The 15,873-nt window shown below is 74.2% G+C and carries 14 protein-coding genes; 5 read left to right on the top strand and 9 right to left on the bottom strand.

Translation table 11 applies throughout. The features are described from left to right. Positions 1 to 37 precede the first annotated feature (37 nt). On the top strand, positions 38 to 406 hold the full coding sequence (locus AC0IVP_RS04395) for a hypothetical protein (RefSeq protein WP_471754893.1): 369 nt from the start codon (positions 38 to 40) through the stop codon (positions 404 to 406). Then, the gene (locus tag AC0IVP_RS04390) at positions 322 to 606 is read left to right on the top strand and encodes a tyrosine-type recombinase/integrase (protein WP_471754838.1); all 285 of its coding nucleotides are present in this window, start codon (positions 322 to 324) and stop codon (positions 604 to 606) included. Before AC0IVP_RS04395 ends, AC0IVP_RS04390 begins: the two co-directional genes overlap by 85 nt. Here the strand turns inward: AC0IVP_RS04390 and glnA are convergent. Next, positions 594 to 2,030 (bottom strand): type I glutamate--ammonia ligase, encoded by a 1,437-nt coding sequence (gene glnA / locus AC0IVP_RS04385; RefSeq protein ID WP_056297918.1) that lies wholly within the window; start codon positions 2,028 to 2,030, stop codon positions 594 to 596. The genes AC0IVP_RS04390 and glnA overlap by 13 nt on opposite strands. 180 nt (positions 2,031 to 2,210) lie before the next feature. Here glnA and AC0IVP_RS04380 point away from each other — a divergent pair, with 180 nt between their 5' ends. Then, positions 2,211 to 2,630: an RDD family protein gene (locus tag AC0IVP_RS04380; protein WP_056297921.1), complete on the top strand. Its 420-nt coding sequence runs from the start codon at positions 2,211 to 2,213 to the stop codon at positions 2,628 to 2,630. 73 nt (positions 2,631 to 2,703) lie between these two features. Here AC0IVP_RS04380 and AC0IVP_RS04375 read toward each other — a convergent pair whose 3' ends face one another. The 4 genes from AC0IVP_RS04375 to AC0IVP_RS04360 form a co-directional block, all read right to left on the bottom strand. After that, positions 2,704 to 3,537 carry a DUF4191 domain-containing protein gene (locus tag AC0IVP_RS04375; RefSeq protein ID WP_471754836.1) on the bottom strand — a complete coding sequence of 278 codons (834 nt, stop codon included), beginning with the start codon at positions 3,535 to 3,537 and terminating at the stop codon, positions 2,704 to 2,706. Positions 3,538 to 3,582: 45 nt separating this feature from the next. Continuing rightward, complete coding sequence (lipA, locus tag AC0IVP_RS04370) at positions 3,583 to 4,560, bottom strand: lipoyl synthase (RefSeq protein WP_056297926.1); 978 nt, start codon at positions 4,558 to 4,560, stop codon at positions 3,583 to 3,585. A 132-nt stretch (positions 4,561 to 4,692) separates the two neighbouring features. After that, complete coding sequence (locus AC0IVP_RS04365; protein WP_471754834.1) at positions 4,693 to 6,156, bottom strand: hypothetical protein; 1,464 nt, start codon at positions 6,154 to 6,156, stop codon at positions 4,693 to 4,695. A 106-nt stretch (positions 6,157 to 6,262) separates the two neighbouring features. Then, positions 6,263 to 7,720 carry a GGDEF domain-containing protein gene (locus tag AC0IVP_RS04360; protein ID WP_471754832.1) on the bottom strand — a complete coding sequence of 486 codons (1,458 nt, stop codon included), beginning with the start codon at positions 7,718 to 7,720 and terminating at the stop codon, positions 6,263 to 6,265. Positions 7,721 to 7,992: 272 nt separating this feature from the next. Between AC0IVP_RS04360 and leuS the strand changes: the two genes are divergently transcribed. Then, positions 7,993 to 10,851, top strand: coding sequence for a leucine--tRNA ligase (leuS, locus tag AC0IVP_RS04355; RefSeq protein ID WP_471754830.1), 2,859 nt, complete (start codon positions 7,993 to 7,995; stop codon positions 10,849 to 10,851). Positions 10,852 to 10,872: 21 nt separating this feature from the next. Here leuS and AC0IVP_RS04350 read toward each other — a convergent pair whose 3' ends face one another. From AC0IVP_RS04350 to AC0IVP_RS04335, 4 genes are read right to left on the bottom strand one after another with little or no spacing between them, the layout of a single operon-like run. After that, positions 10,873 to 11,295 (bottom strand): PPOX class F420-dependent oxidoreductase, encoded by a 423-nt coding sequence (locus AC0IVP_RS04350; protein ID WP_471754828.1) that lies wholly within the window; start codon positions 11,293 to 11,295, stop codon positions 10,873 to 10,875. Beyond that, on the bottom strand, positions 11,292 to 11,936 hold the full coding sequence (gene lipB, locus AC0IVP_RS04345; RefSeq protein ID WP_471754826.1) for a lipoyl(octanoyl) transferase LipB: 645 nt from the start codon (positions 11,934 to 11,936) through the stop codon (positions 11,292 to 11,294). The genes AC0IVP_RS04350 and lipB overlap by 4 nt, the downstream gene beginning before the upstream one ends. A gap of 40 nt (positions 11,937 to 11,976) precedes the next feature. Further along, entirely contained in the window at positions 11,977 to 12,726 is a 750-nt protein-coding gene (locus tag AC0IVP_RS04340; RefSeq protein WP_471754824.1) for a Type 1 glutamine amidotransferase-like domain-containing protein, read from the bottom strand. Next, positions 12,723 to 13,958: an NAD(P)/FAD-dependent oxidoreductase gene (locus AC0IVP_RS04335; protein WP_471754822.1), complete on the bottom strand. Its 1,236-nt coding sequence runs from the start codon at positions 13,956 to 13,958 to the stop codon at positions 12,723 to 12,725. Before AC0IVP_RS04335 ends, AC0IVP_RS04340 begins: the two co-directional genes overlap by 4 nt. Before the next feature lie 173 nt (positions 13,959 to 14,131). Here AC0IVP_RS04335 and AC0IVP_RS04330 point away from each other — a divergent pair, with 173 nt between their 5' ends. Beyond that, positions 14,132 to 15,853 (top strand): serine/threonine-protein kinase, encoded by a 1,722-nt coding sequence (locus AC0IVP_RS04330; protein ID WP_471754820.1) that lies wholly within the window; start codon positions 14,132 to 14,134, stop codon positions 15,851 to 15,853. Positions 15,854 to 15,873: the final 20 nt, after the last annotated feature.

The following is a 15,873-nucleotide window of genomic DNA, read 5'->3' as shown; positions in this document are numbered from 1 at the left end:
GCTGCACGACGCGGTCGCCGAGCACCTGCGGCCGGCGGTGCTGCTCGGGGCGTTCGTGGGCCTGCGGACGGCCGAGGTCGTCGGGCTGCGGGTCGAGGACGTCGACTTCATGCGCGGCGTCGTGCGGCCGGTGCAGCAGGGCGACGGGCTGCCGCTGAAGACTGAGACGTCACGGACCCCGCTGCCGATTCCGGGCAAGCTCGCCCTGACGCTGTCGGCCGCGGTGGGCCGCTGGGGCGGGGAGCGGGTCGTCACGGACGGCACTGGGCGCCCGACGTCGACCTGGGCGATCGAGCGGGCGGTGCGCGCGGCCCGGGGGGCGTGGAGGGTCTGCCGCCGGCGTTCCGCTTTCACCGCCTGCGGCACTACCTGGCGAGCCTGCTCATCGGCTCCGGGCTCGACGTGAAGGTCGTGCAGCACCGGCTCCGGCACGGGAGCGCGAAGACGACGCTGGACACCTACGGGCACATGTGGCCCGACAGCGACGAGTCCGCGCGAGCCGCCGTGGGTGCAGTGCTGGCGACTCGCGCGGACTCTGTGCGGACTACGGCCCCTGACCTGCGGAGAACCCGCAGTTCAGGGGCGAGCGTGACTCAGATGTCGTAGTACATCGCGAACTCGTGCGGGTGCGGGCGCAGGCGGATCGGGGTGATCTCGTGCTCCCGCTTGTACTCGATCCAGGTCTCGATCAGGTCGGAGGTGAACACGCCACCGTCGAGCAGGTAGTCGTGGTCCACCTCGAGCCGGTCGAGGACGGCGTCGAGGGAGGCCGGGACCTTCTCGATGCCCAGGGCCTCCTCGGGCGGCAGCTCGTAGAGGTCCTTGTCCACCGGGGCCGGGGGCTCGATCTTGTTCTTCACGCCGTCCAGGCCGGCCATCAGCATCGCCGAGAAGGCGAGGTAGGGGTTGGCCGACGGGTCGGGCACGCGGAACTCGATGCGCTTGGCCTTCGGGTTGTCGCCCGAGATCGGGATCCGGGTGCAGGCCGAGCGGTTGCGCGCGGAGTAGACCAGGTTGATCGGGGCCTCGAAGCCGGGCACCAGGCGGTGGTAGCTGTTCACCGTGGGGTTGGTGAAGGCCAGCAGCGACGGGGCGTGCTTGAGCAGGCCGCCGATGTAGTGGCGGGCCATGTCCGACAGCCCCGCGTAGCCGGTCTCGGCGGCGAACAGCGGGACGCCGTCCTTCCACAGCGACTGGTGGCAGTGCATGCCCGAGCCGTTGTCCCCGAAGAGCGGCTTGGGCATGAACGTGGCGGTCTTGCCGGCGGCCCAGGCGGTGTTCTTGATGATGTACTTGAACAGCATCAGGCTGTCGGCCGAGCGCAGCAGGGTGTCGAACTTGTAGTTGATCTCGGCCTGCCCGCCGGTGCCCACCTCGTGGTGGCCGCGCTCGAGCTCGAGGCCGGCGTTCGCGAGGTTGACCATCATCGCCGAGCGCAGGTCGCTCTGGTGGTCGGTCGGCTCGACGGGGAAGTAGCCGCCCTTCTGGCGGGTCTTGTACCCCAGGTTCGGGCCCATGCCGTTCTCGCCGTTGCGCGAGCCGGAGTTCCAGACGCCCTCGACGGCGTCGATGTGGTAGTACGACTCGTTGATCGAGGTGTCGTGCCGCACCGAGTCGAAGACGTAGAACTCGGCCTCGGGGCCGAAGTACGCGGTGTCGGCGATGCCCGAGCTGGCGAGGTAGGCCTCGGCCTTCTTGGCCACGTTCCGCGGGTCACGGGAGTAGGCCTCACGCGTGATCGGGTCGTGGATGAAGAAGTTGACGTTCAGCGTCTTGTACGTGCGGAACGGGTCCACGAAGGCGCTGTTCGGGTCGGGCAGCAGCAGCATGTCCGACTCGTTGATGGTCTGGAAACCACGGATGGACGAGCCGTCGAAGCCCAGCCCGTCGGTGAAGGTGTCCTCGCCGAACGTCTCCGCGGGGATGGTGAAGTGCTGCATGACGCCGGGGAGGTCACAGAACCGGACGTCGACGAACTTCACGTCGTTGTCCTGGATGTACTTGGTGACCTCGTCGGGACTGTTGAACATCGATCCTCCGAGAGTGGGCGGACGGCCGACCCGGAAGCTACGAGCGGGGGGTTGCCCCCCGGTGTCTCGCGTGTTTCCGAGCCGTTACAAGCGCCCCGGCGTGTCGCCGGACTCCTGCAGGGTCCCGCCGCGGAGGTGCTCGTGGCGGGGGGCAGGGGGTCCGGTGCCTACGCTGGCCGCATGGTCAGGGACGAGACACCACCCTCTCAGGGGCGCATCCGGGGAGCCTCGCTGGGGCTGCCCGCACAGGGCCCGGGGTCCGTCGCCTCCTTCAGCACCCGCGCCGTCGCCTTCGTCGTCGACGCTGTCGTGGCCGCCCTGGTGGCCGCGCTGGTCGTGCAGGGCATCCCGGAGAACTGGAGCCTGTTGGCCTTCGGTCTGATCACCGTGGTCTCGCTGGTGCTGGTCGGCCGGACGCCGGGCATGGCGGCGCTGGGCCTGCAGCTGGCCCACCCCCGGCAGGGGGAGCGGGTCGCCGTGTGGCGGGCCGTCGTCCGGACGGCGCTGCTGATGCTGCTGGTGCCCGCCCTCGTCGTCGACGGTGACGCGCGCGGGCTGCACGACCGGCTGACCTCGACCGCGGTGATCCGCACCCGCTGACACCGGCACGGACGACGACGGGCCCCGCTCCAGCAGGAGCGGGGCCCGTCGACGGTGGGGGGGAGGAGCCGGGTCAGCGGCGGCGCATCTGCCGCTGGCTGACCGACATCTGCTTGCCGCCCGGCATCGGCCCACCGGGGATCGGCATCCGGGCACCACCGAGGGCGTTCATCCGCTTGCCCAGGCTGTTGACCTCCGCGCCGTCCAGGTTGCGCGGCAGCTTCATCACGTGCGAGCTGAGCTTCTTCAGCGGGACCTGGCCCTCGGCGTCACCGACGACGATGTCGTAGATCGGGGTGTCACCGACGACCTTGGCGATCCGGCGCTTCTCCTGGGCGATGAGCGGGCGGACCCGCTGGGGCACGCCCTCGGCCACCAGGATGATCCCGGGGCGACCCAGGACGCGGTGCACGGCGTCCAGCTGCGGGGTGCCGGCGACACCGGAGCTGACCCGCCAGTCACCGCGCATGCCCTCCAGCACCCACGCGGCGGCGCCGGGCTGGCCCTCGACCTGCCGGTAGGCCGAACCCTGGGCGCGGCGCCCGAAGACGACGAGCGCGGCGAGCAGGCCCAGCAGCACGGCGATCGGGATGAAGAGCAGCGGGGCGCCGAAGAGGACCGCGATCAGCTCGACCACGGCGGCGACCACCACGAAGGCGATCAGCATGATCCAAGGGAGCTTGGGGTCGTTCTTGTACGTGAGCTTGTAGGCCTGCTTGATCTGGCCGCCCTGGGTCTTCATCTTCGACCAGCGGCCGACCTTGGGCTTGCCGTCCTTGCCGAGCTTGGGGGCCTTGGAGGCCTTGGCGCCCTTGACGCCCTTGGCGTCGACCTTGGTGGACCCCGAGGCGCCCTTCCCGGCCTTCGTCGGCGGGGCGGGGGCGTCTGTGGGCTTGCTGCGTGCCATGGGCTGAGGATAGGCCCCCGGGGTCGGACCCCGGGGGCACCTGCCTCAGACGGCGGGGGTGAGCCCGCGTGCCTCGACGGCCTGCTGGTACAGCCGGCCCGCCCGGTAGGAGCTGCGGACCAGCGGCCCGGCCAGCACGCCGGGGAAGCCGATCTCCTCGGCCTGGGCCGCGAAGTCGACGAACTCCTGCGGCTTGACCCAACGGACCACGGGGTGGTGCCGGGGGCTGGGGCGCAGGTACTGGGTGATGGTCAGCAGGTCGCAGCCGGCGTCGTGCAGGGCCTGCATGGTCTCGGTGACCTCGTGCGGCTCCTCGCCCATGCCCAGGATCAGGTTGGACTTGGTGACCAGGCCGGCCTCGCGGGCGGCCGTGATGACGGCGAGCGATCGCTCGAAGCGGAAGCCGGGTCGGATCCGCTTGAAGATGCGCGGCACCGTCTCGACGTTGTGCGCGAGCACCTCGGGGCGGGAGGAGAAGACCTCGGCCAGCTGGTCGGGGTCGGCGTTGAAGTCGGGGATCAGCAGCTCGACGCCGCAGCCCTCGATGGAGGCGTGGATCTGCCGGACGGTCTCGGCGTACAGCCATGCACCACCGTCGGGCAGGTCGTCGCGCGCGACACCGGTGATGGTGGCGTACTTCAGGTTCATCGTGGCGACGCTCTCGGCGACCCGGCGGGGCTCGTCCCGGTCGTAGTCCGCGGGCTTGCCGGTGTCGATCTGGCAGAAGTCGCAGCGCCGGGTGCACTGGTCACCGCCGATGAGGAAGGTGGCCTCGCGGTCTTCCCAGCACTCGTAGATGTTCGGGCAGCCGGCCTCCTCGCACACCGTGTGCAGACCCTCGCGCTTCACCAGCGACTTGAGCTCGGTGTACTCGGGGCCGGTGCGCAGCTTGGTCTTGATCCAGTCGGGCTTGCGCTCGATCGGGGTCTGGGCGTTGCGGACCTCGAGGCGCAGCAGCTTGCGTCCGGCCGGGTCGATGCTCGCCGTGCTCGCCGGGGTGGCTGTCGTCGGCGCGTCGCTCATGCCCGTCACGGTACTCCCGGGGCGGGGCGGGCGGTCGTGGCCCGCAGACGCGTCAGGGGGCGCACCGTGCTCCGGTGCGCCCCCTGACAGGGTCGTGCTCAGGCCCTGCTCGGGCGTCGCCCAGGCCATCGCTCAGGCCTGGTGCTTGCCGCCCTCGGTGTCGTCGGCCTCGCGGCCGAGCGCTGGCTTGTCCAGGGTCTCCGCCGAAGGGACCGTGTTCACCGCGGTGTTCGGGTCGTTCTGCTTGTCGGTGGCGGCCTCGTGGTGCACGCCGTCCCGCCAGCCCAGGTCGGTGTCGGCCGGGGTGGCGTCGCCGGGGGCGTCCTCGGCGGTCGAGACCGCCGTGCCGCCGTCGGTGGGCTCGGTCGAGGTGTCGGCCGGGTCGTCGGCGGGGGTGCTGGGGCTGCTGGGCACGGGGTCCTCCCGGTAGGTGGGGACGGGACCGTCGCCGGTGGGGGCGGGGGTCCACGGGTCGTCGGCCTTCTGCCGGCGGACGAGGGAGAACACGACCCCGCCGACGGCGAGGGCCACCAGCACCCACGGCCAGCGGCGCGGCCTGCGCTCGATGCCGACGCGGTACTTCAGCTCGGTCGTCTGCGCGGAGACGTCCTTGCCGGCCTTCTTCGCGGCCTTGGCCAGCTCCTTGCGGCGCTTCTCGGCCTTCTTGGACAGCTTGTCGGCCTTCTTGCCCACGGCCTTGCGGTTGGCCTCGGCTGCCGAGCGCAGCTCGGCGACCCGGGCCGCGGCCTGGTCGCGGGCGGCCTCAGCGGCCGCAGCGGCGTCCGAGCGGGCCGAGGACGCCCGCTTGCCGGCGGTCTTCTTCAGCGACGCAGCGTCCTTCGCGGCCTGCTTGCGGGCCTTGGTCGCCTTCTTGCCGGTGTCGTGCGTGGCGGCGGCCACGGCACCACCGGCGGAGCTGGCGGCGGCGGTGAGCTCGGCGCGACGGGCCTCGAGCTCGCCGCGGGCGGTCTCCAGGCCGGCGCTCAACGTGCCGCGGGCGTTGTGCAGCGCCGGAGCGGCGGCGTCCCGGACGGCGGCGGCGCGGGGGGCCGCGTAGCCGACCGCGGTCTCCCGGGCGGCCTCGAGCCGGGGCTGGGCCGCGGCGACGGCGGCCTGGACGCGCGGGGTGACGTCCTTCTCCAGCGTCTTCTGCGCGGACTTGGCGGCCTGCTCGAGCTTGGGGGCGGCTGCCTCGCGCGCCTCGACCAGCTTGGGGCCGGCCGCGGCGACGGCGGTCGCGATGCCGGCGGCAGCCTGGGTGCGGGCGGCCTCCAGGCGCGGGACGACGTCCTTCTCGTAGACCTTCTGCGCGTTCGCCAGCTGGGGGGCCAGCGTCTTCTGAGCGGCCTCCAGGCGGGGCACGATGACCTCGCGCGCAGCGTCGAGCTGCGGGCCCACGGCGGCGACGGCGGCCTCGAAGCGCGGGGCGACGTCCTTCTCCAGGGTCTTTTGCGCGGACTTGGCAGCGGCCTCCACGCGCGGGCCGAGCTGTTCCGCCGTGGCCCGTCCGGCCTCGGTGACCGCCGAACCGATGTGGGCGAGGCCCTCCTGCAGTTCGGCCCCGATGACCTGGGCATGGCTCTTCTTGCGGAACACTGACGCACCTCCGAGTTGATCGTCTCGGGGGTCATCCTGCCCGGACCGGGGCCCTCCCACACCCCGGAGCACCAGGTGTGACCTGCGGCGCTCGCCCGGTCCCTGCTCAGCCCGGCGGCGCGAGCGGGGCGCGGACGACGTCCCCGTGCCGTCGGCGCTTGCGGCCGTACATCGCCTCGTCGGCCCGTCGCAGCACGTCGACGGCGGCGGGGAGCCGACCGGTGTTGTCCGGACCCGCCTCGGCCACGCCGATGGACACCCCCACGTGGACCACCCGGCCCGCCGTGGCGACCGGCGCCGACACCTGCTGCTCGAGGTCGGCCACCAGGTCGACCAGTCCCGCGGCGGTGCCGCCGGGCACCAGGACGGCGAACTCGTCACCGCCGAGCCGGGCCGCCGTGGAGCCCGTCCCGGTCCGCTCGGCGAGCACCCGGGCGACGTGCCGGAGCACGTCGTCCCCGGCGGCGTGGCCGAGCTCGTCGTTGACCGCCTTGAACCCGTCCAGGTCCAGCAGCAGCAGGCCCAGGGGACGGCCCCGGTCGAGCAGTGCCTGGAGCCGGGAGACCAGGACGCGCCGGTTGGCCAGGCCGGTGAGCTCGTCGGTGTGCGCCTGCCGGTGCACCTCGCGCAGCCGGTCGGCCTCCCGCACGCCCAGGGCCGAGCGGCCCAGGGCGGCGAGCAGGCACCCCAGGGCCAGGGCCTCGGCGACGCTGGCCCGTCCGTCGCCCCACAGGGTGCCCAGCACCCCCAGCCCGGCCGCGGTGCCCAGCAGCGGCGTGAGCGCCGCCCGGGTGGACGGGACGACGCCGACCGGGGTGGGGCGGGAGCCGGCGTGCTCTGCGGTGACCACGCCCAGCACCGTGGCGAGGACGAAGCACAGCTCCGCCAGCACGCCGGCCCCGGCCGGGCCCCCGGACTGCGAGGTGGCCAGGGCCAGGTCGCCGGCGGACTTGGTCAGCAGCACCGACGTCATCAGCACCACGACGTGGTCGGCCCGTCGGCCGGCGACCGCGACCAGCCCGACCGCCAGGCCCAGGACGACGACGTCGGCGATCGGGTAGGCGAGCGCCACCGCGGTCGCGGCGTCGGAGAGCCGGTCGCCGTGCTGGGGGGCCAGGGAGTAGAGGGCCACCCCCACCGCGGTGACCCCCAGACCGGCAGTCGCCGCGTCCAGCCAGGTGGTCAGCTCACCGGCCGCCACCCGGGAGCGGTAGAGACCCAGGATGCCGACGACCAGGAAGGGGTAGGCGGCCAGCCACCAGGCGTCGGCGACCGAGGGGAAGGGGTCCCTGCCCGTCTGCAGCGAGAGGGCGGCCGACCAGCCCGAACCGACCACGTTCGCGGCGAAGGTCGCGGCGACCGCCCACCAGACCAGTCGCTCGCCGGGTTCTCGCCGGGCGGCCACCAGGCACGAGCCGATGGCCAGCAGGTGCAACGCGGCGACGAGCGCCAGGCCGACCGGGGCCCAGGTGTCGGCGGGCACCGCGCAGCGACCCAGGGCGTACCCGGCGCCGAGCACCAGGGCCAGCCGGGTGCGTCCCCGGGTGTCCGTCCATCCACTCACCGCCATACGGACCCCATCGGTCTCGCCGGGGCGCACGTTCAGCGGGCGGACGCCGGCGTGCCCCTCCCGGGTGAGCGGCCCAGCCGGGCACCCACGGCGACCGGCCACGTCGTACGGCGGCCCCGGGGGCGGGTAACCTCGCGGTCGTGTCCGGTGGACCGCTCCTCCTCAGGCCGTGCTGACCGCACCACCCCAGGTCACCACGGCTGCCCCTCCTGCGTGAGGGGTTTTTTTCTGCCCACCCACCGGCACGACCTCCCCAGGAGCCCGCGATGAGCCAGCCCAGCACCGACGCCGTCCCGCCGCACCGCTACACCCCGGCGCTGGCGCAGCAGATCGAGCTGTCCTGGCAGGACCGCTGGGAGGCCGAGGGCACCTTCCACACGCCCAACCCGACCGGCCGGCTGGCCGAGGGGTTCGAGCGCGTCGCCGACCGGCCCAAGGCCTTCCTGATGGACATGTTCCCGTACCCCTCCGGTGCCGGGCTGCACGTCGGGCACCCGCTGGGCTACCTGGGCACCGACGTCACCAGCCGCTTCCTGCGCATGGACGGGCACAACGTGCTGCACCCGATGGGCTACGACGCCTTCGGCCTGCCGGCGGAGCAGTTCGCCGTCCAGACCGGGCAGCACCCCCGGGTCACCACCGAGGCCAACATCGCCGCGATCTCCGCGCAGCTGCGCCGCCTGGGCGTCGACCACGACACCCGCCGCACCTTCGCCACGATCGACCCGGGCTACTACAAGTGGACCCAGTGGATCTTCACCCAGGTCTTCGGGGCCTGGTTCGACACGACCGCCGACAAGGCCCGGCCGATCGCCGAGCTGGTCGCCGAGCTGGACGCCGGGACCCGGCAGCCCGACACCAACCCCTTCGACCGTCCGTGGGCCGAGCTGGACGAGGTCCAGCGCCGCCAGGTCGTCGACCTGCACCGGCTGGCCTACCTGAACCAGGCGCCGGTGAACTGGTGCCCGGGGCTGGGCACGGTGCTGTCCAACGAGGAGGTCACCGCCGACGGCCGCTCCGAGCGGGGCAACTTCCCGGTCTTCCGGCGTCCGCTGACCCAGTGGATGATGCGGATCACCGCCTACTCCGAGCGACTGCTGGCAGACCTGGACCGGTTGGACTGGTCGGACTCGCTCAAGCAGATGCAGCGCAACTGGATCGGCCGCTCCACCGGCGCCCGGGTCCGCTTCGGCGACGTCGAGGTCTTCACCACCCGCCCGGACACCCTCTTCGGCGCCACCTACCTGGTGCTGGCCCCCGAGCACCCACTGGTCTCCTCGCTCACCGCCGACACCTGGCCCGAGGGCGCCGACCCGCGCTGGACCGCCGGTGCGCCGACGCCGGCCGAGGCGGTCGCGGCCTACCAGCTGCAGGCCTCCCGCCGCTCCGAGCTGGACCGGCAGGCCGAGGGTCGGGAGAAGACCGGCGTCTGGCTGGGGACGACGGCGGTCAACCCGCTGACCGGGGCCGACCTGCCCGTGTTCATCGCCGACTACGTGCTCACCGGCTACGGCACCGGCGCGATCATGGCCGTCCCCGGTGAGGACACCCGCGACTTCGAGTTCGCGCAGGTGTTCGGCCTGCCCGTGGTGCGCACCGTGCAGCCCCCGGAGGGCTTCGAGGGCGGCGCGTACACCGGCACCGGCCCGATGATCAACAGCTCCAACGACCAGCTGTCCCTGGACGGCCTGGACAAGGCCACCGCTATCGCCACCGTGACCGACTGGCTGGTCGCGCACGGGCACGGCGAGGCGACGACGACCTACAAGCTGCGCGACTGGCTGTTCAGCCGGCAGCGCTACTGGGGCGAGCCGTTCCCGATCGTCTACGCCGTCGACGGTCCGGACGCCGGCCTGCCGGTCGCCGTGCCCGCCGACCAGCTGCCGGTGCTGCTCCCCGACGTCGACGACTACTCCCCGAAGACCTTCGCCGACGACGACGCCACCTCCGCGCCCGAGCCGCCGCTGTCCCGGGCCACCGAGTGGACGACGGCGACCCTGGACCTGGGCGACGGTCCGCGGCAGTACCGCCGGGAGACCAACACGATGCCCAACTGGGCCGGGTCGTGCTGGTACTACCTGCGCTACCTGGACCCCTCCGACGACGAGCGCTTCGTCGACCCGTCGCTGGAGGCCTACTGGATGGGTCCGCGCTCCGAGGGCGACGTCGGGGGAGTGGACCTCTACGTCGGCGGTGTCGAGCACGCCGTGCTGCACCTGCTGTACGCCCGCTTCTGGCACAAGGTGCTCTTCGACCTGGGGCACGTCAGCTCCGAGGAGCCCTTCCGGCGGCTGGTCAACCAGGGCTACATCTCCGCGTACGCCTACACCGACGCGCGCGGCTTCTACGTGCCGGCGGCCGACGTCGTCGAGCGGGACGGCGGCTTCTTCTACGAGGGGGAGCCGGTCGACCGCGAGTACGGGAAGATCGGCAAGAGCCTGAAGAACATGGTCACCCCCGACGACATGATCGGGGCCTACGGCGCCGACACCTTCCGGGTGTACGAGATGTCCACCGGGCCCCTGGAGCAGTCCCGCCCCTGGGACACCAAGGCCGTCGTCGGGTCGCAGCGGCTGCTGCAGCGGGTCTGGCGGGTCGTCGTCGACGAGACGACCGGTGACGTCCGGGCCGGCGACGACGAGGTCACCGGGGACACCGCCAAGGCCCTGCACCGCGCGGTCGACGGCGTCCGCGACGGCATGGGCACGCTGCGGTTCAACGTGGCCATCGCCCGGGTCGCCGAGCTGACCAACCACCTGACCCAGGCCTACGGCCAGTCCGGTCCGGTGCCCCGTCAGGTGTGTGAGTGGCTGACCCTGCTGGTCGCACCCCTGGCCCCGCACCTGGCCGAGGAGCTGTGGTCCCGGCTGGGGCACACCGGGTCCTCGGCGTGGGCGCCGTTCCCGGTCGCGGACCCGGCGCTGCTGGTCGACGACGTCGTGCAGATCGTGGTCCAGGTCAACGGCAAGGTGCGGGCCCAGCTCGACGTGCCGGCCGATGCCGACGCCGCGGCCCTGGAGGCGGTGGCCCTGGCCGACCCGCGGATCACCGAGCTGTTGGCGGGCAAGACGGTCCGCAAGGTCATCGCGGTCCCCGGGCGACTGGTCAACGTCGTCGCCAGCTGACCGACCCCGTCCCCGCTGCGGTCAGTGGGGACCGGGTCGGTCGGCCGGGGTGGGGTCCGGCCGGCGCGGGGCGATCTCGATGCCGATGCCGAGTGGGCCCTGCCGTCCCGCCCGGCGGGCGGCCAGTGACGACCCGAGCCGGGACAGTCGGTACTGCCAGCCGTACCGGGCCGAGAGCGCCGCGTCCAGGCGTGGCCAGGAGTCCCCGGGCAGCAGGGTCGCGGTGCCCGCGACGTGCGGTCCGCGGACCCGGCCTCGGGCGTCGCAGTGGGCCAGCAGCACGTCCGAGGTGTGCCGCAGGCGCTCGACCTTGCCGGCGTCGGGGTTGGTCCACACCAGCCGGACGTCGCCGTCCGGGGCGCACCAGACGGGTGTGGTGACCGGGGTGCCGTTGCGCCGGTAGGTGGTCAGCGCGACGTAGCGGCCCGCCGGCAGACCGCTCATCCGACCAGGGTGGGAGTCAGCACCGACCGCATCGCGGACTCGACCGGGTCCAGCAGCTCGGCCACGGTGACGTCGCGACCCAGCTCGGTGGTCAGCGAGGTGACCCCGGCGTCGACGATCCCGCACGGGATGATGCCGGCGAAGCCCGCGGAGAGGTCGGGGTCGCCGTTGAGGGCGAAGCCGTGCATGGTGACGCCCTTGGCCACCCGCACGCCGATCGCGGCGATCTTGCGGTCGGGCCCGCGGTCGTCGGCCCGGACCCAGACGCCGCTGCGGCCCTCCACCTGCTCGGTGACGACGCCGAGGTCACCGCAGACGGCCATCAGCGCGACCTCGAGCCGGCGGACGTGCGCCACGACGTCGACCGGGTCGGGCAGCGCCACGATCGGGTAGCCGACGAGCTGGCCGGGACCGTGCCAGGTGATCTTGCCGCCACGGTCGACGTCGACCACGGGCGTGCCGTCCTGCGGCTTCTCGTGGTCCAGGGTGCGGCGGCCGGCGGTGTAGACCGACGGGTGCTCCAGCAGCAACATCGTGTCGCGACCCGTCCCGGCGACGCGGGCCGCGTGCAGCTCGCGCTGGCGCGCCCAGGCCTCCTCGTAGTCGACGGTCCCCGCCCGCACCACCACCAGATCGGTCACCGGCCCAGCCTAGGCCCCGCCGGCCGACCGGTGCCGGCCGTCACCGCAGCCGCCGGGGGGCGATGCGGGTCTCCTCGGCCTCGGTCCCGTCCGGGGCCTGCCCGGGCAGTCGACGGACGTGCCAGGCGGAGGTGCCCGGCCGGTCCGCGACGGCCTCGACCAGCTCGGTGCCCCGGTAGACCAGGCCGACGCCGTCCTCGGAGGCGTAGCCGGCGGGGAGCGTGCCGTCCCCGACCAGCCGGCGGTACAGCGGCCGGCGTCCGGGTTCGGAGTCGTGGTGCACCGAGTTCGAGTGCGGCAGCAGCGCCAGCCCGTTCGTCACCGGCCGCAGGTGCGGGCCGAAGCTGTCGGTGGTGCCGCCGACGTGCCAGCACAGCGACCCGGCCGAGACACCCCCCAGCACCACCCCGGCGCGCCAGGCCTCGGCGAGGACCTCGTCCAGGCCGTGCACCCGCCAGACGGCGAGCAGGTTGGCGACGCTGCCGCCGCCCACCCAGACGACGTCCTGGGCCAGCAGGTGCGCCCGCACGTCGGCCACCGTCGGCATCGTGAACAGGCTCAGGTGCGAGACGTCCACCGGGCGGCCGGCGAAGGCGGCGTAGAAGGCCCCGACCCGGGCTGGGTCGTCTCCCGTGGCCGTGGCGAGGTGGCAGATGCGGGGCCGCCCCGGCGCCCCGGCCAGGTCGAAGGCCAGGTCGAACACCGGACCCGGGGACCAGTCGTACGGGCCCCGGCCGCGGGAGTCGAACCCGATGCTGGTGGCCAGGACGGTCGGGGCGGAAGCGGTCACCGGGCGACCTGCAGCCGGGCCAGCACGGCCCGCGCCGTCCGGGCCCCGCTGGCCATCGCGCCCTGGATCGAGGGGGTGTCCCGGTGGTCGCCGCACACGAAGAGCCCGCCGCCCAGGTCCACGGGCCGACGGTGCTGCAGCGGGACGGTGGCGGCCGGCTGGGCGCCGGTGACCGTGACGCTGGTCAGGTGCTCCAGGTCGGTGGTGGCCACGCCCTGCGCCCGCGCGACCTCCTCCCGTACCCCGGCCTCCGTGGTCGGCTGCAGGGTCGAGCTGGCCACCAGGGCCCGGCCGTCGGGGCTGTAGGCCGGCTGGGCGTCGCTGACGACGACGGAGTTGACCAGCCGGCCGCCCGGGCTGCCCAGCACGATGAGCGGTGCGTCCCAGGGCGAGGTGGGCAGCACGTGCAGGTGGGTGGTGACCTGCCGCGGGGCAGCGGCCTGGACGGTGGGCAGCAGCCGGGACGCCGTCCCGGGGTCGGTGGCGACGACGACCGCATCGGCGCGGGTGGTGCCCTCCGCCGTCCGCACGCCGGTGCCCTCGACGGCGGTGACCTCGGTGCCCAGGTGCCGGGAGGCCGCGGGCAGCCGGTCGGCCAGCTGCTCGCCGACTGACTGCATGCCCCGCGCGGGCAGGCCGATCCGGCCGCGGACGAAGCTGCGCCACAGCAGGTCCAGGTAGCGGCTGGAGGTGGCGAGCTCGGACTCCAGCAGCACGCCGGACAGGAAGGGGCGGAAGAACCGCTCGAGGGCCACGTCGCCGACCCGTGCGGCCCGCAGGGCCTGCTCTGCCGTGCGCTCGGGGGCGGCGAGCAGCCGGTCGACGGGCAGGTAGCCGGCGCGGGCGGAGAACAGGCCGATCGCCGCCTCCCGCAGCAGGTTCCCGATGGGCGCCCGGACGGTGTCCAGCAGGGCCGTGGGGTGCTCCCGGGGGTCGACCACCCGGTGTGCCCGCCCGTCCACCCAGAGGACGGCGCCGGTCCAGAACCAGCCCAGGTCCAGGGCCTCGAGGTCGAGGTCGGCCGCCGCCCGTGGGTAGCCGGTGTTCAGCACCTGGAAGCCCCGGTCGACGGTGAAGCCGTCGACCCGCTCGGTGGTCAACCGGCCGCCGACGTGGTTGGCGGCGTCGACGAGGTGGACGTCGCGGCCGGCCGCGGCCAACCGGGTGGCCACCGACAGCCCCGCCAGCCCGGCACCCACGACGACGACCTCGACCCGGTCCGGCAGCGACATGCCCTGAACCTAGGCGGGTGCACGCCGGCCGACCCCTCGGGTGCCACGGGCTGTGGACGCGGCCCCGCCTGTGGACAGCGCCGCGCGTGCGGCGCCGCACCCGCCTACCGTCCCCGGCCATGTCCTAGCCCCCGCCGTCCACCCCCGCGGCCCCACCCGTCGTCCCGGGGTACGTGCTGGAGGAGCTGCTGGGACGCGGTGGCTCCGGTGAGGTGTGGCGGGCGCGTCCTCGCGGAGGCGGTGTCGGGGTCGCGGTGAAGGTGCTGCACGTCGGCGACCCCGCCCGTCAGGACCGGGAGGCCGCGCTGCTGGCGGAGCTCGACCACCCGCACCTGGTCCGGCTCGTCGAGGTCGTGCACCGGGGGCTGCGCGGCGGGGGCACCCAGGTGGCCCTGGTGCTGGACCTGCTGCCCGGCGGCAGCCTGGCCCGGCTGCTCGCCCGCCGGGGGCGACTGCGCCCGGGCGAGGTGGTCACCGCGATCGCGCCGGTCGCTGCCGCGCTGGCCCACGCGCACGAGCGCGGCATCGTGCACGGCGACCTCTCCCCGGGCAACGTGGTCTTCACCGCCGAGGGCCGTCCGGTGCTCACCGACCTGGGCGTGGGCCGGGTGCTCGGGCAGACCTCCGACGTCGAGGTCACCCCGGCCTACGTCGACCCGGTGGTGGCGCGGGGCGGTGCGCCGGGGCCGGCCTCCGACGTCTTCGGCGTGGCGGCGGCGGCGTTCCACGCCCTCACCGGCGTCCCGCCGTGGAACGCCGCCGGTGCGGCCGCCACGCTGCGGGTCGCCGCCGAGGGGCAGGTGCCCGACCTCGGGCTGCTCGCCCCCGAGGCCCCCGAGGAGCTGGTGGCCGTGGTCGAGCGCGGGTTGTCCCCGCACCCGCACCTGCGCGGCACCGCCGCGGCCTTCGCCCTGGACCTGCGGCACGCCTGCCGCCCCGAGCGGATCGCGATGCCCCGCTCCGGGGTGGAGGACGCGCTGCTGGCCCGCACCGGTCAGGTGTCCCGCACCGAGCTGACCCACCAGGTGCGCCGCCCGCCGGGGGCGCACTCCGCTCCGGCGCACCGGGGCCGGTGGGCCACGCTGCGGTCACGGGTGTCTCTCGGGTCTGGGGGAGTGGTCGCTGCCGCGCGCCGGACGGCGGCTGCCGGTGCCGTCCTCGCCGCCCTGGCCGCGGCGGTGTGGGTGGGGGTGCAGTGGGGCGGGACCGGTGCGGTCCCCGACGCCGCCGTCCCCGCTGCCGGGTCGGCGGAGCTGGCGACCGGGCCGGACGCGGGAGAGCCGAGGCCGCCGGAGTCCACGTCCCCGGCGACGACGTCCCCAGGCACGTCGTCGCCTGGACCCAGCACGACCGCGGGACCCAGCACGACAGCGGGACCCAGCACGACAGCGGGACCCAGCACGACGGCAGGACCCAGGACGACGCCGGGATCGAGCACGGCGCCCGGGCCCGGCCCCGTGCCGACCGCCGCCCCGGGGGCGCCGACGGCCCCCGCCGACGCCGCCGGCTGGCAGGCCCTGGTCAGCAGCCTGTACGAGGCCCGCGCCGACGCCTACGCAGCGGGGGCCGCCGGTCAGTTGAGCGGGGTCTACGCAGCTGACAGCCCGCTGCTGGCCGCGGACACGGCCGGGCTGACCGCGGTGACCGCAGCCGGCGGACGCTGGTCCGGGTTCGCCCCGGTGGTCGAGGAGGTCACCGCGACCACCGCGCCAGCACCGCAGGGCGACTCCGACCAGGTGGTCCTCACCCTGGTCGACCGGGTGCCGGCCTACGCGGTCGAGGACCGGGAGGGCAGACGCACCGAGCTGGCCGGCCGGGAGCCCGCCGAGGTCACGATGACCCTGGTCCGGACGCCGGCGGGCTGGCGGGTGCTGGACGCCCGTCGCGGCCCGTGAGGACCGGGCCGGGTGCGCCC

The organism is Klenkia sp. AC732 (assembly GCF_979256525.1).
This window is presented reverse-complemented; position numbering and strand designations above follow the sequence as displayed.